The organism is Halomonas sp., from assembly GCF_029263665.1.
GTDB lineage: Bacteria > Pseudomonadota > Gammaproteobacteria > Pseudomonadales > Halomonadaceae > Halomonas.
On the sequence record NZ_JAJUFQ010000003.1, the window covers coordinates 66,866 to 86,463 of the forward strand.

17 protein-coding genes are annotated in these 19,598 nt (G+C 56.7%); 16 read left to right on the plus strand and 1 reads right to left on the minus strand.

Annotated elements, in window-relative coordinates; all coding sequences use genetic code 11:
* The first annotated feature begins 32 nt into the window (after positions 1-32).
* The 16 genes from nadD (at position 33) to Q1K07_RS03735 (ending at position 18,128) form a co-directional block, all read left to right on the plus strand.
* On the plus strand, positions 33-677 hold the full coding sequence (gene nadD, locus Q1K07_RS03660; RefSeq protein WP_300308621.1) for a nicotinate-nucleotide adenylyltransferase: 645 nt from the start codon (positions 33-35) through the stop codon (positions 675-677).
* A 71-nt stretch (positions 678-748) separates the two neighbouring features.
* Entirely contained in the window at positions 749-1,126 is a 378-nt protein-coding gene (gene rsfS, locus Q1K07_RS03665) for a ribosome silencing factor (protein WP_300308007.1), read from the plus strand.
* Positions 1,123-1,590: a 23S rRNA (pseudouridine(1915)-N(3))-methyltransferase RlmH gene (gene rlmH / locus Q1K07_RS03670; RefSeq protein ID WP_300308010.1), complete on the plus strand. Its 468-nt coding sequence runs from the start codon at positions 1,123-1,125 to the stop codon at positions 1,588-1,590. Before rsfS ends, rlmH begins: the two co-directional genes overlap by 4 nt.
* Positions 1,591-1,624: 34 nt before the next feature.
* The gene (mrdA, locus tag Q1K07_RS03675; RefSeq protein ID WP_300308013.1) at positions 1,625-3,538 is read left to right on the plus strand and encodes a penicillin-binding protein 2; all 1,914 of its coding nucleotides are present in this window, start codon (positions 1,625-1,627) and stop codon (positions 3,536-3,538) included.
* Between the two features lie 2 nt (positions 3,539-3,540).
* On the plus strand, positions 3,541-4,698 hold the full coding sequence (rodA, locus tag Q1K07_RS03680) for a rod shape-determining protein RodA (protein ID WP_300308016.1): 1,158 nt from the start codon (positions 3,541-3,543) through the stop codon (positions 4,696-4,698).
* 131 nt (positions 4,699-4,829) lie between these two features.
* Entirely contained in the window at positions 4,830-5,846 is a 1,017-nt protein-coding gene (mltB, locus tag Q1K07_RS03685; RefSeq protein WP_300308624.1) for a lytic murein transglycosylase B, read from the plus strand.
* Positions 5,843-6,829: a septal ring lytic transglycosylase RlpA family protein gene (locus Q1K07_RS03690; protein ID WP_300308019.1), complete on the plus strand. Its 987-nt coding sequence runs from the start codon at positions 5,843-5,845 to the stop codon at positions 6,827-6,829. Before mltB ends, Q1K07_RS03690 begins: the two co-directional genes overlap by 4 nt.
* A gap of 151 nt (positions 6,830-6,980) precedes the next feature.
* Entirely contained in the window at positions 6,981-8,135 is a 1,155-nt protein-coding gene (locus Q1K07_RS03695; RefSeq protein ID WP_300308627.1) for a D-alanyl-D-alanine carboxypeptidase family protein, read from the plus strand.
* Positions 8,136-8,315: 180 nt separating this feature from the next.
* Positions 8,316-8,624, plus strand: a complete 309-nt coding sequence (locus tag Q1K07_RS03700) for a DUF493 domain-containing protein (protein WP_300308022.1) — start codon at positions 8,316-8,318, stop codon at positions 8,622-8,624.
* Positions 8,624-9,304 carry a lipoyl(octanoyl) transferase LipB gene (gene lipB, locus Q1K07_RS03705; protein ID WP_300308025.1) on the plus strand — a complete coding sequence of 227 codons (681 nt, stop codon included), beginning with the start codon at positions 8,624-8,626 and terminating at the stop codon, positions 9,302-9,304. The genes Q1K07_RS03700 and lipB overlap by 1 nt, the downstream gene beginning before the upstream one ends.
* Before the next feature lie 39 nt (positions 9,305-9,343).
* Entirely contained in the window at positions 9,344-10,345 is a 1,002-nt protein-coding gene (gene lipA / locus Q1K07_RS03710; protein ID WP_149284507.1) for a lipoyl synthase, read from the plus strand.
* A gap of 352 nt (positions 10,346-10,697) precedes the next feature.
* The gene (locus Q1K07_RS03715; RefSeq protein WP_300308030.1) at positions 10,698-13,349 is read left to right on the plus strand and encodes a DUF3141 domain-containing protein; all 2,652 of its coding nucleotides are present in this window, start codon (positions 10,698-10,700) and stop codon (positions 13,347-13,349) included.
* 402 nt (positions 13,350-13,751) lie between these two features.
* Complete coding sequence (gene topA / locus Q1K07_RS03720; protein WP_300308033.1) at positions 13,752-16,397, plus strand: type I DNA topoisomerase; 2,646 nt, start codon at positions 13,752-13,754, stop codon at positions 16,395-16,397.
* Complete coding sequence (locus Q1K07_RS03725; protein ID WP_300308036.1) at positions 16,394-16,867, plus strand: DUF6586 family protein; 474 nt, start codon at positions 16,394-16,396, stop codon at positions 16,865-16,867. The genes topA and Q1K07_RS03725 overlap by 4 nt, the downstream gene beginning before the upstream one ends.
* 156 nt (positions 16,868-17,023) lie before the next feature.
* Positions 17,024-17,665, plus strand: a complete 642-nt coding sequence (locus Q1K07_RS03730; protein ID WP_300308038.1) for a L,D-transpeptidase — start codon at positions 17,024-17,026, stop codon at positions 17,663-17,665.
* A gap of 199 nt (positions 17,666-17,864) precedes the next feature.
* On the plus strand, positions 17,865-18,128 hold the full coding sequence (locus Q1K07_RS03735; RefSeq protein WP_149284512.1) for an Lpp/OprI family alanine-zipper lipoprotein: 264 nt from the start codon (positions 17,865-17,867) through the stop codon (positions 18,126-18,128).
* A 351-nt stretch (positions 18,129-18,479) separates the two neighbouring features.
* Here Q1K07_RS03735 and Q1K07_RS03740 read toward each other — a convergent pair whose 3' ends face one another.
* Positions 18,480-19,523 carry a L,D-transpeptidase family protein gene (locus Q1K07_RS03740; protein WP_300308043.1) on the minus strand — a complete coding sequence of 348 codons (1,044 nt, stop codon included), beginning with the start codon at positions 19,521-19,523 and terminating at the stop codon, positions 18,480-18,482.
* Between the last annotated feature and the right edge of the window lie 75 nt (positions 19,524-19,598).

Genomic DNA, 19,598 nt, shown 5'->3' on the forward strand with positions numbered 1-19,598 from the left:
TTGGTGATGGGGAGGAACCGGCACGCATTGCGATGCTTGGCGGTACCTTCGATCCCGTTCATCTAGGCCACCTACGCACTGCTGTCGAGCTGCGCGAGGTGCTGGGGTTGCACGGTGTCCATATGATTCCTGCAGCCCAGCCCCCCCTGCGCGATCAGCCACAAGTGTCTCCTGAGCAGCGTCTGGCCTTGCTGCGCTTGGGTATTGGCGACACGCCGGGGATCGTGGCTGATCCTCTGGAACTCGAGCGGGCAGGGCCTTCCTATAGTGCTGATACCTTGGCGGTGCTGCGTGGCCGCTATGGGAACGGTGCGCGTCTGGTCATGGCGCTGGGCCATGATGCCTTTCTCAAGCTGGCTGGCTGGCACGAACCAGAGCGCCTGTTCGAGCTGGCCAATCTGGTAGTGGTCGATCGGCCGGATCATGACAGCCCTCTGCCGCCGGCCTTGCATACCTTGCTTGCGGGTCGTGAAGTGGAGAGTGTCGAGGCGCTGATGGCACGCCCTCATGGTCGACTGCTGCGCCTGTGTCTACCGTCTCGCATGGCGATTTCTGCGACTTTTGTGCGTGAGCGGCTGGCACGAGGAGGAAGTGTCAGATACCTGCTTGCAGAGGCAGTGGAGGCGGAAATCCAGGCCAAGGGACTTTATCTGCAATGTGATTGCCGAGAAGGATGAATCAGGCGCTGCCAGTTGCGAGCCAAAGGTTTACAATATCGGTTTACGGTAATTCCCATTGATGAGGGACTATGCAGATCGACGCACTAAAAACACTGGTGATCGAGGCTCTTGAAGATGTCAAAGCCAATGACATCACTATGCTCGATGTTTCCCGTCTGACAAGTGTCACCGATTGGATGGTGGTGGCCAGTGGTACTTCCAGTCGCCATATCTCGGCACTGGCCAACAGCGTGATCACAGCAGCCAAGGAGAATGGTGTTCCTCCATTGGGGGTCGAGGGCGAAAACGGTGCCGACTGGGTACTGGTTGACCTTGGCGACCTGGTGGTGCACCTGATGTTGCCACAGACTCGCGAACTCTATGACCTGGAGCGTCTGTGGGCAGATCTCCCTACGGACAGCACAGATGTTGGTACTGAGGAAGTCGGGGAAGAGGTCAAGGCATGAAGATCCGCCTGTTGGCGGTCGGTACTCGCATGCCAGCATGGGTGAGCGATGGTGTCGAGGAATATCGCAAGCGTTTGCCCAGGGACTTCTCCCTCGAAATTGAAGAAATTGCCCCTGGTCATCGTGGCAAGAATGCCGATGTGGCGCGGGCAATAGCGCAGGAAGCCGAGCGTATAGAAGCACGCCTCAAGGGGGACGAGCACATCGTCGCTCTTGAAGTGCTGGGCAAGGCATGGACGACTGAGCGCCTGGCTCAGGAGGCCGATGCCTGGCGCATGGAGGGGCGCGATGTGGTGCTGCTGGTAGGTGGCCCGGATGGATTGTCGTCCGAGTTGTCGGCCAGGGCTCACCAGCGCTGGTCGCTATCTCCTCTGACTCTCCCGCATCCCGTGGTACGGATAGTGCTCGCAGAGCAGCTGTATCGAGCTTGGACATTGATGGTCGGACACCCCTACCACCGTTGATTCCCGAACGAGTTTGTCAAGGATTGCTTCTCGCATGCGTGAGCGTCGTGAAACCCTGAAAAATCCCGAACACGCATCGCGTACCTTCCGTCTGCGTGCTGCTCTGGCAGCGATTGTCGTGGTTCTTCTCTCTGCTACGCTGGTGGGGCGCCTGGTATATCTCCAGGTCATCCAGCACCAGACTTATGTCACTCGCTCGGAAAACAACCGTGTACGGGTAGAGCCGCTCCCTCCGACCCGGGGGCTGATCTATGATCGCAATGGCAAGCTGCTTGCGGAAAACCGCCCAACGTTCAACCTGACGCTGGTGCGTGAGCGAGTCGATGACCTGGATGCCACCCTTGAATTGCTTGTCGATCTTCTCGACCTGCCCGAGGTGGAAGTCGATGAGTTTCGTGAACGTTCACGCCAGCGTCAGCGCCCTTATCAACCGGCATTATTGATGACCGACCTGACCGAGATTCAGGTCGCCAAGCTGGCGTTAAATCGCCATCGTCTGCCTGGCGTTGAAGTCCAGACCCAGTTGCTGCGCTATTACCCGGATGCTGAGATCATGTCGCACGCCTTGGGCTATGTGGGGCGAATCAATGCGGAAGAGTTAAAGCAGCTGGATCCTGGCAACTATGCCGGTACCCACTTTATTGGCAAGACCGGAGTGGAGTACTTCTATGAGGAGCAGTTGCATGGCCGGGCTGGCCTGCGCAAGGTTGAAACCAATGCGCGTGGTCGGGTGCTGCGTGAGCTGGGGCATACCGATCCAACGCCAGGGGCAGACCTGACTCTGACCATCGACAAGGATATGCAGCAACTGGCCTATCAGCTGCTTGATGGACGTCGCGGAGCTATCGTTGCCATTGCTCCTCAGAGTGGCGAGATCATTGCCATGGCCTCGGTGCCTGGCTTCGATACCAATCAGTTCGTCACGGGAATCGACGTCAAGTCCTATCGCGATCTACAGGAAGATATCGATCTTCCTCTGTTCAATCGGGCGACACGCGGTAGCTATCCGGCAGGTTCCACGATCAAACCCTTCATGTCCATCAGTGGGCTGAGGGAAGGGGTCATTACGCCGGATACGGTGATTTTCGACCCTGGTTACTATCAGCTGCCGAATGATGATCGCCGTTATCGCAACTGGCTGCGCTGGGGGCATGGTCGAGTCAATCTGGAACGAGCTCTGGCTGTGTCCAACAACACCTATTTCTATTCTTTGGCTCATGAAATGGGCATCGATCGTATCCATGACGACCTGCTGGATTTTGGCTTTGGCACCAGGGTGGCTGCTGACGTGGCAGGGCAGGGAGATGGCCTGCTGCCGTCAAGGGATTGGAAACGGGCACGTTTCAATCAGGCCTGGTATCCAGGAGAGACCTTGTCGGTAGGTATCGGTCAGGGGTATTTGCAGATCACTCCGTTGCAACTGGCTGCCGCTACTGCAACGCTGGCTAATCGTGGTCATTGGGTACGTCCTCGTCTGGCCAAGGAGATAGGCGATAATCCCGTACCCGTGAACCTGCCCGACACACCACCGGATATCGAGATCGGCAATGATTCCTATTGGGATAGTGTCTTCAGTGGGATGCAGAAGGTGCTGTCAGGGGTAGAGGGAACGGCGCGCCGCACAGGCGCGGGCTTGCAATACCATATGGCCGGAAAGTCAGGTACCGCCCAGGTGTTCTCCCTGGGGCAGAACGAAAAATACAATGCTGCCGAATTGCGAGAGCGTTTGCGCGACCATGCGCTTTTCATGGCCTTTGCTCCGGTGGAAGACCCACAGATTGCCATTGCAGTAATCGTGGAAAATGCCGGGGGTGGCTCAACTCATGCGGCAGGGTTGGCTCGAGCCATGGCGGATGCCTGGATCATTGATCACAACTCTGGACGCCCTGTAGATGATGACAGCGCAGCAGCAGGCGATGACCTGGCTGCCCGCCGGGAGGACGACTGAACATGCCAATGGACTTCGTGCGCTCCCTGCGTGGATACCCGGTGCGTCCTCCGGTAGGCGGTATTTCCCGGCGCAAGACCATCTGGCAGCGCCTGCACATTGACCCCTGGCTGGTCGGGCTGTTGCTGCTGTTGATGATGGGCGGACTAGTGGTGCTCTACAGTGCCAGTGGTGAGAACTTGCACATGGTCATTGCCCAGGCAATTCGCTTTGGTGTGGCACTGCTGGTGATGCTGGTACTGGCGCAGTTTACGCCGTCGGCATTGATGCGCTGGGCTTTCCCTGCCTACCTGGTAGGCATCCTGATGCTGCTGGCTGTCGAAATCCTTGGTGATATCGGCATGGGCGCCCAGCGTTGGCTAGTCATTCCCGGTGTGGTGCGCTTTCAGCCGTCCGAGTTGATGAAGCTTGCCATGCCGATGATGGTGGCGGCATGGATCAGTCGTCATGAATTACCGCCCAATTGGAAGGTGTTATTGGGCTGTGCCGCACTTATCACTATCCCCGTTGGGCTCATTGCCCGGCAGCCAGACTTGGGAACCTCCCTGCTGGTGGCGGCTGCGGCAGTCTTCGTGATTCTCCTGGCAGGCCTGTCCTGGAAGTTCATCGGGGTAATGGTGGCTGGTGCTGGAGCGGCACTCCCCGTGTTGTGGATGAACATGCATGACTATCAGAAGCAGCGGGTATTGACCTTCCTTGACCCGGAAAGCGACCCCCTGGGAGCCGGATGGAACATCATTCAATCCACCACAGCGATCGGCAGTGGCGGCATATGGGGGAAAGGCTGGTTGCATGGCACCCAGTCGCAACTGGAGTTCCTGCCTGAGCGTCATACAGATTTCATTGTCGCTGTTCTAGGCGAAGAATTTGGCCTGATTGGCATGCTCGTGGTGTTGACACTGTATCTGCTGATCATTGCGCGAGGCATGTGGCTTGCCGGAGCGGCGCAGGACACTTTCGGGCGCTTGCTGGGTGGAGCAATCATCCTGACCTTTTTCATTTATGTCTTCGTCAATATTGGCATGGTGAGCGGTATCCTGCCTGTCGTGGGGGTTCCGCTGCCTCTGGTGAGTTACGGAGGGACGTCCAGCGTGACCTTGATGGCTGGTTTCGGTATCCTCATGGCGGTTCACGCACACCGCCGTTTGTTGCCGCGCTAACCCTTGTTCAAGCAAGCAGGCAGGCGTCAACGGGTGCTGATTCAGGGAGAGGACGAATGAAAGTGCCCCCGTTCCAGGGAAAAGGTGGCGTTCGTGTAGCGCTGTGTACATTGATGGTAGGGTTGCCGTGGATGGTGCCGTTGGCGGCCCAGGCCCAGGATTTCGATCCCGCCGCGATGCCTAAGGTTCAGGCCATGGTAGAGCGTCTGGCAGGACAGGGTATTGATCGAGGTTGGTTAAACCACGCCATGGGCGAGGCCCATTATCAGGCTTCAGTGATCGAAGCCATGAGCGGTGCGGCCGAATACAATCTGACGTGGCATAAATACCGTGACATCTTTCTGGGCGAAGAACGTATCCAGGAAGGTGCGGCCTTCATTGCTGAGCATCGCGATGCCTTTGAGCGTGCTCAGGCGCGTTATGGCGTTCCGCCAGAAATCATTGCCGGCATTCTCGGTGTCGAGACCCGCTACGGTCAGATTACGGGCAAGCATCGGGTGCTCGATTCACTATCGACTTTGGCCTTCCATCACCCGAGTCGAGGCAAGTTCTTCCTGGGTGAACTGGAGGCTTTTCTGACCATTGCCTATCAGCAGCATGTAGACCCCGGCGAGCTCAAGGGTTCCTATGCCGGTGCGATGGGCTACCCGCAGTTCATTCCTACCAGTTACCAGGCCTATGCCGTGGACTTCGACGGTGATGGGCAGCGCAACCTGTGGACGGATCCGGTCGATGCCATTGGCAGCGTGGCCAACTATTTTGCGGAACATCGCTGGCAGCCAGGCGGCACGATCTACTGGGAAGCTGAAGGGCCGGCGACACCACCAGCATCGGTGGACTTCAATCAGGCCAAGGCGCCGTACATGAGTGTTGCTGAGCTGGCTGCAAAGGGTATTCACCCCCAGGAAGCGATAGCCGCGGATCGGCGTGTCATTCCATTGGCTCTGGAAATGGCCGATGGCAGTACCAAGTATCGCCTGGGCGGTGATAATTTTTATGTCATAACCCGTTATAACCACAGTCATTTTTATGCCATGGCCGTTACTGAACTGTCCGAAGCCATTGCTCTTGCGTTTGAACAGCAGGAGGGTGGCGAGATGGGAAAGGGCGGATGGCTGGATGCCACAGTGAAGGAGACGGCACCATGAATCGACGTAGTTTTGCCCTGCCGACCCTATCATTGTTGCTGGCCCTTGGCGGGTGTGCGAGTGATGGGGATAGTGGTGCGGCATCCGGCCCGGCCCAACCCAAGGCTTCCGCCAGCGCCCCCGCTCCGGGGACTGCGGGTGGACGCTATGCCATGAGTGGTGATGCTTATCCCGAATCACCTCCGGATGTCAGTCAGGTGCCGGATGCGACACCCAGGGTAGAAGCTCGGTCGTCTGCGGGTAATCGGTCTACCTACGAAGTATGGGGAAAGACCTACCATGTACTCGATGATGCGACGGGTTACAGCCATGAAGGAACGGCATCCTGGTATGGGAATAAATTTCATGGTTACGCCACGTCCAATGGCGAAATCTACGACATGTACAAGATGTCGGCCGCCCACAAGACACTGCCGTTGCCAACTTATGCCCAGGTGACCAACCTGGATAACGGGCGTTCGGTCATTGTACGGGTCAACGACCGCGGCCCTTTCCATGATGACCGGGAAATAGATCTTTCGTACGCTGCTGCATCACGTCTGGACATCCTTGATCATGGTACTGGCCGGGTGCGGGTGACGGCCATTGACCCTCAGCAATGGCTGGCTCAGCACTCCGGCGGCTCGGGAACGCAGGTCGCCAGGGCTGCGCCGGCCGCAGCGCCGGTAACGAAAAACTCCGCCGTGGGCACTTCGACGGCGGCGCCGCGTGACTCTCCTGCTTCCGCACCCAGTGCGCCTGCAGCTTCTACGGGCGGCGAGGACCTTTTCGTGCAGGTCGCCGCCCTGGGTTCCCAGGATGGCGCACGAACCTTGCAGAAGGATCTTCAACGCCGTCTTGAGCGCAATGTTCGTGTTGCCAGCGAAGCAGGGATGTACAAGGTACAGGTAGGACCGCTGCCCGATCGAAACCAGATAGAGCCCTTGCGCCAGGCACTGGCCCAAGCAGGTTACCCCCAGACCTTTGTCGTCGGAGACCGTTGAGGCTCCATGACGCGAAGACGAGACCCGGCGATGTCATGTCGCCGTATTTTCTGTCAGTGAGAGACACCCAAAGATGATTGCCAAGCTGTTTTCTCGCCGCCGAGTATTGCCGGCAGCTCTGCTGTGCTGTTCTCTGGTTGCGCCCTGGGCCATGGCGCAACAGACCAATCCGCAGCCGGATGCGCCCAAGCCTGATGTGCCAGAGCCCCAGGTCATGATTCCGTCGCCACCACAGTTGGCGGCGAAGTCCTGGATCCTGGTTGATGCCGATAGTGGACGTGTCATTGCAGAGCACAACTCTGACGAGCGTCTGTCTCCGGCCAGTTTGACCAAGCTGATGACGGCCTATCTGGTCGAGCGTGAGCTTGAGCGTGGCAACATCAAACCCGATGATCTGGTACCGATCAGCGAAAAGGCCTGGCGGACCGGTGGCTCGAAGATGTTCGTGGAAGTCGGTACCCAGGTGCCGGTGAATGAGTTGTTGCATGGCATCATCATCGTTTCCGGCAATGATGCCAGCGTGGCGATGTCCGAGTACCTGGCCGGTGGTGAAACCCAGTTCGCGGACTTGATGAATCAGCATGCTGCGCAGTTGGGCATGGAGAATACGCACTTCTCCAATGCGACCGGTTTGCCGCATGACAACCACTATTCTTCTGCGCGTGACTTGATGCGCCTGGCTCGTCATATCATTCGGGACTATCCCGACCATTATGCGATGTATAGCCAGAAGACTTTCAAGTACAACGGCATCGAGCAGAACAACCGCAATCGCCTGCTGTGGCGGGATCCGAGCGTCGATGGTCTCAAGACAGGCTGGACCGATGATGCAGGATACTGCCTGGTATCTTCTGCCAAGCGCGATGACATGCGCTTGATTTCAGTGGTAATGGGGACCAGTTCTGAAGAAGCCCGTGCCCAGGAAACTCAGAAGCTGCTGAGCTATGGCTTCCGTTACTTCGAGACATTGAAGCTTTATGACCAGGGCGCTGTGCTCGATACCCCGCGTATCTGGGGTGGGGCCGTTGATCAGTTGCGTGTTGGTGTCGACCAAGCAGTCACCATGACCGTGCCGCGCTCCCGCAAGGATGAGTTGACTGCCAAACTGAACATTGATGCTGACCTGGAAGCTCCCATCGCTGCAGGACAGAAAGTTGGCACCATGGAAGTGCGCCTGGGTGATGAAGTCGTTGGAGAGCGCCCATTGGTCGCCCTGGAAGCCGTGGAAGAAGGTGGCTTCTTCAAGCGTATGTTCGATAAGGTTCATCGTTTCTTTTCTGAGCTTGTCGGCGGCTGGTTCGACTGAACCGATCGCTATGCAGGGCTATAAGGCCCACATTGACAAGCATGGGGCAGCCTCGGGGCTGCCCCATTGTATTGGGTTTCTTTATCGTATTGGGTTTCTTTGTCGCGAACTTCCGGGTTTCCCTTGGTTGGTGCCGTGCGGTTGAGTAAAATACTCGGATATCCTTTCACGGGGACCATGATGAACGACAGTTCCTTTCGCGATCTTCGCTCTGAGGCGGGACCGAATCCAACCGACGTCACGATCACCTTTCCCTGCGACTATCCCATCAAGGTGGTGGGTGATGCAGCCGAAGACTTTGCCGCTACCGTGGGTTTGATCGTCAAGCGACACGATCCTGGTTTCGATATCAGCAAGCTTGAAGTGGTCAACAGTCGCAATGGTCGCTTTCAGTCCGTGCGCCTGACCTTGTGGGCCACAGGTGAAGAACAGATAACTGCACTGTTCAATGATCTCAAGGCGACAGGCCGCGTCCATATGGTGGTGTAATGGCAGCGATCGAGGTTTTCCACCTGGGGCGTCAGCCATATGAGCCTGTGTGGCAGGCCATGCGGCATCTCACCGATACGCGGAATGCAGAAACCGCGGACCAGATATGGGTGGTTGAGCATGATCCGGTGTTTACCCAGGGGCAGGCGGGCAAGCCAGAGCATGTACTGATGCCCGGCGACATTCCGGTGATCCCCACTGATCGCGGAGGTCAGGTGACTTACCATGGCCCGGGGCAACTGGTGCTGTATCCGTTGCTTGATGTACGTCGCTCGCCCATGGGAGTGCGTGACTTGGTCACCGCTCTGGAGAATAGCGTCATCGATGCACTGGCTGAGCATTCCATCGAGGCCTATGCACGTCGTGATGCCCCGGGTGTTTATGTCAATGGGGCAAAGATTGCATCCTTGGGGTTGCGCATTCGTCGTGGCGCCAGTTTTCATGGCGTGGCAGTGAATATCAGTCTCGACCTGGAGCCTTTCTCGCGGATCAATCCGTGTGGCTATGCTGGTCTGGCCATGACGCGTCTGACTGACCTGGTAGAAGGCCCGGTAGATCTATGGAGCGAGAGCGAACGCTTGCTGCGGACGTTGGCCCTGCGTCTTGGTGAGCGTCAACTGGTACCGCGCAAGGGCCTGCCCACGATGATGGCCGCCCCCGAAACACTCATCAGCGAATGATCGGCGCCATTGTGAGCCGATCCATCACAGGACAGTGACATGACAGACAGTTCTGCCATTGCCGCGGCTGCCGCTGCCGCAAAGGCCAAGAAGAATGCCCGTGTCGAGCGGGGAGTGAAACTGCGCGGTGCTGACAAGGTTGCGCGTATCCCGGTCAAGGTGATTCCTACCGAGGAGATCCCGCGCAAGCCGGATTGGTTGCGTGTACGCATGCCGGTGTCCAAGGAAGTCACGCGGATCAAGGAGACCTTGCGCCGTCATGGTTTGCATACCGTGTGCGAGGAAGCTTCCTGTCCGAACCTGGGCGAGTGCTTCCATGGTGGAACCGCTACCTTCATGATCATGGGGGATATCTGCACGCGTCGCTGTCCCTTCTGCGACGTGGCGCATGGTCGCCCTAATGCACTGAATGAGCGCGAACCTCGCGAACTGGCTGAAGCCATTGCTGAGATGCGTCTCAATTATGTCGTGGTGACGTCTGTGGATCGCGATGATCTGCGTGATGGTGGTGCTCAGCACTTTGCTGACTGTATCCGGGAGATTCGCAACGATAGTCCCAATATCGAGATCGAGGTATTGGTGCCGGACTTTCGTGGGCGCATGGATGTTGCTCTGGACATTCTTGAAACCACGCCGCCTGACGTCTTCAACCATAATCTGGAGACAGTGCCGAGCCTGTATCGCAAGGTTCGTCCTGGTGCGGACTATCAGTGGTCGCTCGATTTGCTCAAGGGCTACAAGGAGCGCCGTCCTGAAGTGATGACAAAGTCGGGCTTGATGCTGGGTGTCGGTGAGCAGGATGATCAGGTCATCGAAGTGATGCGTGACCTGCGTGCCCATAATGTGGACATGCTGACGCTTGGGCAGTACATGCAGCCTTCCCGAAACCACTTGCCGGTGGATCGCTGGGTGACTCCTGCCACATTTGACTGGTTTGCAGAGCAGGGCAAGGCCATGGGGTTCACTCATGTGGCTTCTGGCCCCCTGGTACGCTCTTCCTACCATGCCGATCAGCAGGCTCACGGCATCGAAGTCAAGTAGACATGACATCGCCCGGCTTTCGCCGGGCGATGTCTTTCTAGGTATGGACTCTACTTGGGTGGGGCTTGGACAGCCGCTTCTCGGAAGCGCTGATCATGCAAAAACATGCATGATGACGCACCAGGGTTTTGCAGATTGGGTCTGGTTAGGTATATTGCAGTGCAACAATGCGATTTTTACAGCAAGCACTGTGACCGCAAGCACTGCAATGAAGAGCACTGCGTGCGATGAAAAGCACTGATGACCTTCTGTACAAGTTCTCTGCTGGTGGGAAAGGTTCCTGGCAGACAGTCTCAGTGAAGGCTGGCGTCCTCTTCGGTGCCAGCGCACCGGGTACCTCTTGGGAGCTCCTATGACTGCACAGATGTCGAAAGTTACTCAGCCGCTGTATCCTCTATTCGATCCTTTTGGTTTTGGGCGGGCTGCCGTCGATTACTGGCGCGACAGTGTCGAGCGCAGCATCCTGTATTGGGATGTGATGCGCCAGCGTGGCAATGAATATCTTGAGCACATCGAGAAGACTCGTCCCAGTGTGCTTGGCTTCGATGCTGACATCATCATGTACGGCCAGGATCTGCCTCGTCCCGTCAACTACGAACTATTGCGCATCCATCCTCCGGAGGGGGTGGAAATCGATGAGCAGGCGCGACCTTTCGTTGTTGTCGATCCCCGGGCAGGCCATGGTCCCGGTATAGGTGGCTTCAAGCCAGACAGTGAGATTGGCGTTGCTCTGCGTGCTGGCCACCCCTGTTATTTCGTCGCTTTCATGCCATACCCGGTACCTGGGCAGACAGTGGAAGATGTCGTCGAAGCTGAGGTCGCATTCCTTCAGCATGTCAATGAGCTGCATCCCGATACGGAAAAGCCTGTCGTCGTCGGTAATTGTCAGGCTGGCTGGCAGATCATGATGGCGGCTGCCCTCGAACCACAGTTGTTCGGTCCCATATTGATTGCTGGTGCGCCGCTTTCCTATTGGGCGGGCGAGCGAGGGAATGCACCGATGCGTTATACCGGAGGGCTGACAGGCGGAAGCTGGATAACCCACCTGCTGTCCGATATGGGGGATGGCCTGTTTGATGGTGCTTGGCTGGTGCAGAACTTTGAGCGCCTCAATCCGGCCAACACCTGGTGGGACAAGCAGTATCGCCTTTATGCCAATGTCGATACCGAAGCCGAGCGCTATCTTAACTTCGAGCGCTGGTGGGGCGGGCACGTGGTGCTGGGTGGCCAGGAAATTCAGTACATCGTGGATAACCTGTTTGTCGGTAATCGATTGTCCACGGCCAAGCTGGTCACCTCCGATGGGCGCCGTATCGACCTGCGCAATCTGCGCTCTCCCGTCGTGCTGTTCTGTTCGAAGGGGGACGATATCACTCCTCCGCCACAGGCCCTGGGGTGGGTGCGCGACCTTTACGCTGGTGTTGACGACATCATTGCCAACGACCAGACCATCGTCTATTGCGTGCATGACAAGACTGGTCATCTCGGCATCTTTGTCTCGGGCAGTGTCTCGCGGAAGGAGCATACCGAGTTCACTGCCAACATGGATTACATCGATGTCTTGCCGCCCGGTCTCTATGAGACTTCGGTGTCCAAGGCGGCGGACAGGCCGGATGCAGAACTGATCGAACGCGATTACCTGCTCGAGTTCTCCACCCGTGACTTCGACGATCTTGATGAGGTCGTGCAGCACAATCCCGAAGATGAACGACGCTTTGCCACAGTGGCTCGTGTCTCCGAGATAAATCTGGGGCTGTATCAACAGTTTCTGCAGCCTTGGATCAAGGCCTTGTCCACCCCGGAGAGTGCCCGTTGGATGCGCAAGATGCATCCTAACCGTCTGGGCTACCGCATGCTGTCCGACCGTAGTCCTTGGATGGCGCCGTTACCCGTACTGGCCGAGATGGTGCGCAAGGATCGTCAGCAGCTTGATGAGAACAATATCTTTCGGGCCTTCGAGGATATCTTTTCCCAGCAGGTTTCGCGTTCCTTGGATGCTTGGCGTGCGTTTCGGGATAGCGCTATCGAGAAAGTCTTTCTCGATGTCTATGGCCAGCCTATGTTGCAGTCTCTGGTCGGTCTGCATGGTGCCAGCAAGGAGGTTCTGCCTCGTCCGGGTCAGGAGCCCGAGCATCTGCGCTTCATTGCACTGCGCCAGGCAGATATTGCAGCACGCGTTGCCAAGGGCGGCAGTCATGAGGCGGTGATGCGCTCGGTGATTTATGTGCTGGGTGGCGCTCCAGCAACGGATGGTCGGAACTTCCGTCGCCTGCGTGCTTCGCGTTCCGAGTTGGAGCCGCGTCTGGATATGGCGCTGTTCAAGGAACTGGTGCGTGAACAGTTCTTCATCCTCAAGCATGACAAGGAGGCTGCCTTGGCCGCCATCCCTGCCTTGCTCAGGAAGGAAAGCGCAGAAGTCATTGATGCTCATGTCGAGCATATCGAACATGTACTGGCAGCAAGTGGCGAGTTGAGTACCCATGCCGCAGCGCGCCTGGACAAGGTCAAGGCGTTGTTTGCCGTGGCGCGCACGGCAGCAACGGCTGATGGCGGTGGTGGGTCCACAGCGACAATGCCGGCCGTTGCAGCCAGGGCCCCGACTAAGACAACAATGAAGTCCAAGCCAGCGAGTCATGAGCCGAAGGCAAGGTCGACACGTGCTCGTGCCGCCAGCAGTACCGGTAAGACAAGTGCTAATGTCGGCACTAAGACAGCAAGTAGCAAGACAAGTGCGAAGACTGACATCAAGTCAGCAGATGCTGTTGCTGGCAGCGCTGAGACAACAGATACCAAGGCCGCAGGCAGGAGTTCCGGAGCACGCAGCCCTCGCACAAAGAGCACTGCGCCCAAAAGCGCACAGTCAAAGAGTGCTCAGGCAAGTGCCGAGGCAACCAATGCCGGTAAGTCTTCCGCGAAGGATGCCGCTACTGAGGACGCTGTGCCGGCCGCGACACGTAGCACTTCTCGTCGGCGTGGTACGACTCGAGGTACGAGCAAGAGCTGATTCAGGGGATTCTGGTTGTCAGAAAGGAAGTGGTCCGATGCCCTCCAGGGTTTCTGGGGGGCATCTTTCGTCAGAGAAATGCCTGAAAAAGAGTGCTTTCCATCTGCTGTGCAGTGCAGCGGGGTTGTCGTCAGGCGTACCTTGCGTCTAGTCTCTTGGCGAAGCTTCTGGTTTCCTTGTCTGGAATTGCGAGCAGACAGACATGCCGTGTAGATGATGAAATTGGCAGGTAAATGCCATGTCGTGTGGGCTTCGACTGGCGTGTTGTGCAACGCTGGGGTAGGGTAAGCGCATTTTTCCGTCATCCTGATCATGGGGAGCGCAGGGGATTGCCCTCTGGATGGCGTGTCTTTCAGATTGGCGTGCGCACCAACCGCAACGCCACGACTATTGTGGAGTGCTATGGGCAAGTCTCTGGTCATCGTCGAGTCTCCCGCCAAAGCGAAGACGATCAATAAGTATCTCGGCAGCGATTTCATCGTGAAGTCGAGCGTGGGTCATATTCGTGACCTGCCGACCAGTGGCTCTGGCAAGACGGCCTCCGATCCCAAGGAGAGGGCGCGCCAGGCTGCTGCAACACGCAAGATGTCTGCTGAAGAGAAGGTGGAATACAAGAAGCGAAAGGCTCACGATCAACTGATCCGGCGCATGGGAATAGATCCTGCCAATGGCTGGCAGGCCAACTATGAAGTGTTGCCTGGCAAGGAAAAGGTCGTTGCCGAGCTCAAGAAACTGGCTGCAAAGGCTGATACGGTATACCTCGCGACCGACTTGGATCGCGAGGGAGAAGCCATTGCCTGGCATTTGCGCGAAACCATTGGTGGAACGGAGGACCGCTACCGTCGGGTAGTGTTCAACGAGATCACCAAGAATGCCATTCAGGAAGCCTTCAAGGACCCAGGTTCGCTCAATATGCCACGGGTCGAAGCGCAGCAGGCTCGGCGCTTCCTCGATCGTGTCGTTGGTTTCATGCTTTCTCCGCTGCTGTGGGCCAAGGTTGCTCGTGGCCTGTCCGCAGGCCGGGTGCAGTCAGTGGCCATGCGTCTGATCGTTGAACGTGAACGTGAAATCCGTGCCTTCGTGCCGGAAGAATTCTGGGATGTTCATGCAGATCTGATGCCCGAGGGCGTAGCCGGTCAGGTAGAGCCGGTGCGCTTTGAGCTGGCACGTCAGAATGGTGAAACCTTCCGCCCGACCAGTGAAGAAGAAACGCTCACGCGCATTGAGGCTCTCAAGAGTGCGAGTCTGAAGATCACTGCGAGGGAAGATAAGCCGACCCGTTCCAAGGCTACGGCTCCCTTTATTACCTCGACGCTGCAGCAGGCTGCCAGCGGACGCCTGGGCTTCTCCGTGAAGAAGACCATGATGCTGGCTCAGCGCCTCTATGAAGCGGGCTATATCACCTACATGCGTACCGATTCCACCAACCTCTCTGCGGAGGCGGTGGATTCGGTTCGTGATTACATTGGCAATGAGTTCGGTGCTCGTTATCTGCCTGATGCTCCCAACCGTTATTCGAGCAAGGAAGGTGCTCAGGAAGCCCACGAGGCCATCCGTCCTTCCGATGTCCAGCGTCGTGGTACGGACCTGGCAGGGATGGAGCGGGATGCTGAGCGTCTCTACGAGTTGATCTGGCGTCAGTTCGTTGCCTGCCAGATGACGCCGGCAGAATACCTTTCTACCACACTGACCGTGTCCGTGGATGGCTATGAGCTCAGGGCCAAGGGGCGGGTACTCAAGTTTGATGGTTATACCCGCGTCATGGCACCGCTTGGCCGCAAAGAGGAGGATCAGGCATTGCCAGATCTGGCCGAAGGCACTGTCATGTCCTTGCAGGCGCTGGACCCCAGGCAGCATTTTACCAAGCCTCCGGCCCGCTATACCGAAGCCAGCCTGGTCAAGGAGCTCGAAAAGCGTGGCATCGGTCGTCCTTCCACTTACGCCGCCATCATTTCCACCATTCAGGATCGTGGCTACGTCAAGCTGGAGAATCGTCGCTTCTATGCAGAGAAGCTTGGCGACATTGTCACTGAGCGTCTGAAGGAATCCTTCCCCGACCTGATGGACTATTCCTTCACTGCGCGCATGGAAGACAACCTGGATGAAGTGGCTGAAGGAGAACGTAACTGGCGAGCTTTGCTGGATGCCTTCTACAAGGAATTCAGCGCCGAGCTGAGTGAAGCAGAAAGCGAAGAGGGCATGCGTCCCAATCAGCCAGTGCCAACGGATATCGACTGTCCTGCCTGTGGGCGCAAGATGCAGATTCGAACAGCTTCAACAGGTGTGTTTCTTGGCTGTAGTGGTTATAACCTACCGCCCAAGGAACGCTGCAAGACCACCATCGACCTGTTGCCGGGTGATGAAGCGGTGGCCGCAGATGCTGGTGAAGACGCCGAAACGGATGCTCTGCGTGCCAAGCAACGCTGCCCGATCTGCTCCACTGCCATGGACAGCTACCTGATCGATGAGCATCGCAAGCTCCACATCTGTGGCAATAGCCCTGACTGTGCCGGTTATGCCGTGGAAGAAGGCAAGTTCCGCATCAAGGGATATGATGGTCCCGTCATCGAATGCGACAAGTGTGGTTCCGAGATGCAGCTCAAATCCGGGCGTTTTGGAAAATATTTCGGCTGCACCAACGACAGTTGCAAGAATACGCGCAAGTTGCTGCGCAATGGTGAAGTGGCCCCGCCCAAGATGGATCCGATCTCGATGCCGGAACTGGCCTGCCAGAAGGTCGAGGACTATTACGTTCTGCGTGATGGTGCTAGTGGCCTGTTTCTGGCTGCCAGCAAGTTTCCCAAGAATCGCGAGACACGTCCGCCGTTGGTCAGAGAACTCAAGGCACATGCAGATGAGCTGCCCGAAAAGTATCACTACTTGCTCTCTGCCCCCGAGCAGGATCCCGATGGCCGCCCAAGTCAGATTCGGTTTTCGCGCAAGCTCAAGGAACAGTTCGTGATGACGGATGATGACAATGGCAAGGCGACGGGATGGAAAGCATCCTGGGATGGCAAGGCCTGGCAAGTGGAGGACAAGCGTAAGTGACGCCGCGAGCAAGAACCAATCAACTGCTTTATCAGGCTGAACTATTGCTCGCCATGGCTTCAGGAAATGGTGGAGAGGTTGTTGATGAGCATAGTGATGCTCGTCGCCGCGCCCGTGAGGAAGGGGCGCTGGCCTTGATGGAACTGGCATTGAATGCCTTGCTGCGCGATGTCACTTTCCATGCTCACCTGACGCAGCATCACTGGCGTGAGCTGTTATTGGATGAGTCTGCTCCAGGAGTGGCGGAAGTGGTGCGTCTGCGCAGCCTGGCGGAGGACCCTGACAGCTGGCTTTCCTGGTTATTAGTTCGGATTGAAGCCTTGCATGGTGATGAAGGTGCCAGTAAAGCGAGTTCTGCAAGTGCTCGTTTGATAGCCGGAGGGGGAACCTTGACTGAGTCACTGGCCGGCTGTCTTGCCTCGATGAAGGCAGAAGTCGCTGCGCTGCGGGAAACGAGTGAGGAATGGTAAGTTTTCCTTGTTCCTTTTTTGCGACACATGGTATGCCTTTTTCTTGCCATGCTCAGATTGGGAGCTGGCATCATTTTCAATCCGGGCATACCTTACTGGATGGCACTTACGGTCTGTCACCAACGATTTCAACTATCGACAGTGAGTCTGATGCGCATGGATAAATTTTCTCGTCGCCATATTATCCGAATGATACTTGGGGCAGGTTTGCTACTGCCATCCCTCGGTTGGGCGTATACCGGCACCAATACAAATACCAGTAGCGATGTCCAGTTGAGCGAGCTTCTTCGTCAGGCGGATACGCCCGCTTCAGCCAATGAGGTCTGGGTGCTGATCGAGGATCAACAGTCGCTCTTGACCGTTTATCGTGGCAATGCCGAACTGGCGCGTTTTTACGATGTTCGTATTGGTCGGGGTGGGAGCAAGCTGCAGCGCGTGATGGGGGACAGGGCGACCCCGCAAGGGGAATTCCATGTCAATCGCTTCAATTTCAATAGCAAGTTCGACATCTTCATCGGGTTGGATTATCCAACGCCGCGGCATGCCAGGATGGCCCTGGAGAGTGGGCTTTATACCCAACAGGATTACGATTCCTATTTCGACTACTACCGCCTGCATAGTAGTCCGCCTCAGGAAACGGTGCTTGGAGGTTACATCGGAATACATGGTATTGGAGAAGGCGACGAGAACATCCATCGCAATTTTAACTGGACCAATGGATGTGTCGCCGTGTCCAATCAGGAAATTCAAGAGCTCGCATCATTAATTGATGTTGGCACCCGCGTCGTCATCCGCTAATCTTTATTGGGTGCAAAGGGCATTCAAGGCTCTGGACAAGCGCCGTTGTGTGTTATAAAACAGCGTTTGACTCAGTGTGCTATCGCAGCACCAGTCGCTGCAAGAAAGTCCTGCCTTTGCAGGAAGCCAGATGTGAATCTATCCTCCGATATGTTTGCATCATTAAACGTAGTACCAAGGAAGACTCAAGGAGAACACCATGACTCTCAAGACTACTCTGAAGCTGACCGCTGCTGCTGCCTCTCTGGCTGTTCTGGCTGGCTGCGCCTCCTCCAGCGCTCTGGAAGAAGTTCGCACCACAGCTGAATCCGCTCAGGCTGACGCTGCTGAAGCTCGTAGCATCGCTACTCAGGCTCAGAACACTGCGAACCAGGCTCAGCGTGACGCTCAGGCAGCTCTGCAGCTGTCTCAGCAGAACCGCGAAGAGATGAACCGCATGTTCCAGACCTCCATGCGCAAGTAATCATGGTTGGTTGATCGTTGTTGTTGTCCCTCGGGACGATAACGCGATTCAGATTGAGGCCCCGCCTTTTTGGCGGGGCCTCAATCGTTTGTGGGAAAGGGATAATGCTGAGGTGGAAAGTTGTATCCTCCTGGTTTGATGTCCTGATGCAGTAAAGTGGTTTGAAAGAATTGGTCAGGTGGGCTGTAGGGCCTTATAGAGAGTTTTTCTCTGGCCTCTATAGGGAGAGGTGCAGGGAAGTATTACTTCGCCTTACAACGCCTCTATGGGCGTTCTGGCTGAATCAAATATTGCGTTCAACATAAAAAAAGCGCTCCTGAAGGGAGCGCCTTTTTTCCATCAGGCTGTAAATTAGCCCTTGGCTTTTTCCTCGGCCTTGACATCGGCGCGGACCAGTTCGACATGGTCATACAGTGAGCCAGGCAATGGCTGGGGTTCTGTAACGCCAGGAACCAGAGCAACAGGCAAACCGCTGGAGTCTTCCACGGCCTGCGTCAGGATGTCGTAATCGACCTGGAAGTCAGTATCCTTGGCTGCTGCATCCGCTTGATCGATAGCGGCAGTCACGCGCTTGAGATCAGTAGTTTGCTTCTCATCTTCATCCAGCACAGGATAGGCTTGGGTGTAGAGAACGCCATCGAGCCAACCCATCTTGACTGGTTCGTTGACGATGTTTACCTGGGTGCCAATCGATACCTGGTCGAACAGGTGTTCGACATCTTCTGGCAACATGCGTACACAGCCATGAGTGACGCGCATGCCGACACCTTCCGGCTTGTTGGTGCCGTGAATCAGATAACCAGGAATACCCAGGCGCATCTTGCGCGTACCCAGGGGGTTGTCTGGGCCAGGCTTTACTACGGCCGGCAGAATGTCGCCTTTTTCGGCGTGCTCACGACGAATGGATGCCGGCGGGACCCAGGAAGGGTTGCGCTCTCTGGTAGTGATGCTGGTGACACCTAGCGGCGTTTTCCAGTCCATGCGGCCCACCGCGATGGGATAGGTCTGGACGATGCCGGGATCATTGGGCGGATAGTAGTACAAACGCATCTCCGCCACGTTGATCACGATGCCCTTGCGCGGTGCATCGGGCAAGATGAACTCTCCAGGAATCACGACTTCGGTGCCTTCGCCTGGGTACCAGATGCTCACATCCGGATTGGCGCGGACCATGGCGTTATAGCCGAGACCGTGCTCATGACCGATGGAAATCAGCGTGTCTTCTTCCTTGGCTTTCACGGTATAGACACTACCGACCACATCGCCGTTCTCGGGTAGGTGATAGTAGCCGCGGCGCAGATCTTCTGCGGCCGCAAATGGAGTGGCCAGGGCTGCGGTCATGCCCAGAATCATGGCCATCATGGCCAACGGCCGTCGGAAAGAGTTGAGTTTCATTGCTATCAGTCTCGACATTGGGGAAAACAGCAAGCTCCCTGCTTCGATGGTGCGAAAAGCGGGATGGCATAAGCA

Excerpts from the sequence above, each read along its gene's own strand:
- topA (WP_300308033.1), top strand. The coding sequence starts at position 13,752 with ATGGGCAAGTCTCTGGTCATCGTCGAGTCTCCCGCCAAAGCGAAGACG.
- Q1K07_RS03715 (WP_300308030.1), top strand. The coding sequence starts at position 10,698 with ATGACTGCACAGATGTCGAAAGTTACTCAGCCGCTGTATCCTCTATTC.
- Q1K07_RS03735 (WP_149284512.1), top strand. The coding sequence starts at position 17,865 with ATGACTCTCAAGACTACTCTGAAGCTGACCGCTGCTGCTGCCTCTCTG.
- lipA (WP_149284507.1), top strand. The coding sequence starts at position 9,344 with ATGACAGACAGTTCTGCCATTGCCGCGGCTGCCGCTGCCGCAAAGGCC.
- Q1K07_RS03740 (WP_300308043.1), bottom strand. The coding sequence starts at position 19,523 with ATGAAACTCAACTCTTTCCGACGGCCGTTGGCCATGATGGCCATGATT.
- rsfS (WP_300308007.1), top strand. The coding sequence starts at position 749 with ATGCAGATCGACGCACTAAAAACACTGGTGATCGAGGCTCTTGAAGAT.
- Q1K07_RS03695 (WP_300308627.1), top strand. The coding sequence starts at position 6,981 with ATGGCGCAACAGACCAATCCGCAGCCGGATGCGCCCAAGCCTGATGTG.
- mrdA (WP_300308013.1), top strand. The coding sequence starts at position 1,625 with ATGCGTGAGCGTCGTGAAACCCTGAAAAATCCCGAACACGCATCGCGT.
- Q1K07_RS03730 (WP_300308038.1), top strand. The coding sequence starts at position 17,024 with ATGGATAAATTTTCTCGTCGCCATATTATCCGAATGATACTTGGGGCA.
- rlmH (WP_300308010.1), top strand. The coding sequence starts at position 1,123 with ATGAAGATCCGCCTGTTGGCGGTCGGTACTCGCATGCCAGCATGGGTG.
- nadD (WP_300308621.1), top strand. The coding sequence starts at position 33 with ATGCTTGGCGGTACCTTCGATCCCGTTCATCTAGGCCACCTACGCACT.
- Q1K07_RS03700 (WP_300308022.1), top strand. The coding sequence starts at position 8,316 with ATGAACGACAGTTCCTTTCGCGATCTTCGCTCTGAGGCGGGACCGAAT.
- rodA (WP_300308016.1), top strand. The coding sequence starts at position 3,541 with ATGCCAATGGACTTCGTGCGCTCCCTGCGTGGATACCCGGTGCGTCCT.
- lipB (WP_300308025.1), top strand. The coding sequence starts at position 8,624 with ATGGCAGCGATCGAGGTTTTCCACCTGGGGCGTCAGCCATATGAGCCT.
- Q1K07_RS03690 (WP_300308019.1), top strand. The coding sequence starts at position 5,843 with ATGAATCGACGTAGTTTTGCCCTGCCGACCCTATCATTGTTGCTGGCC.
- mltB (WP_300308624.1), top strand. The coding sequence starts at position 4,830 with ATGGTGCCGTTGGCGGCCCAGGCCCAGGATTTCGATCCCGCCGCGATG.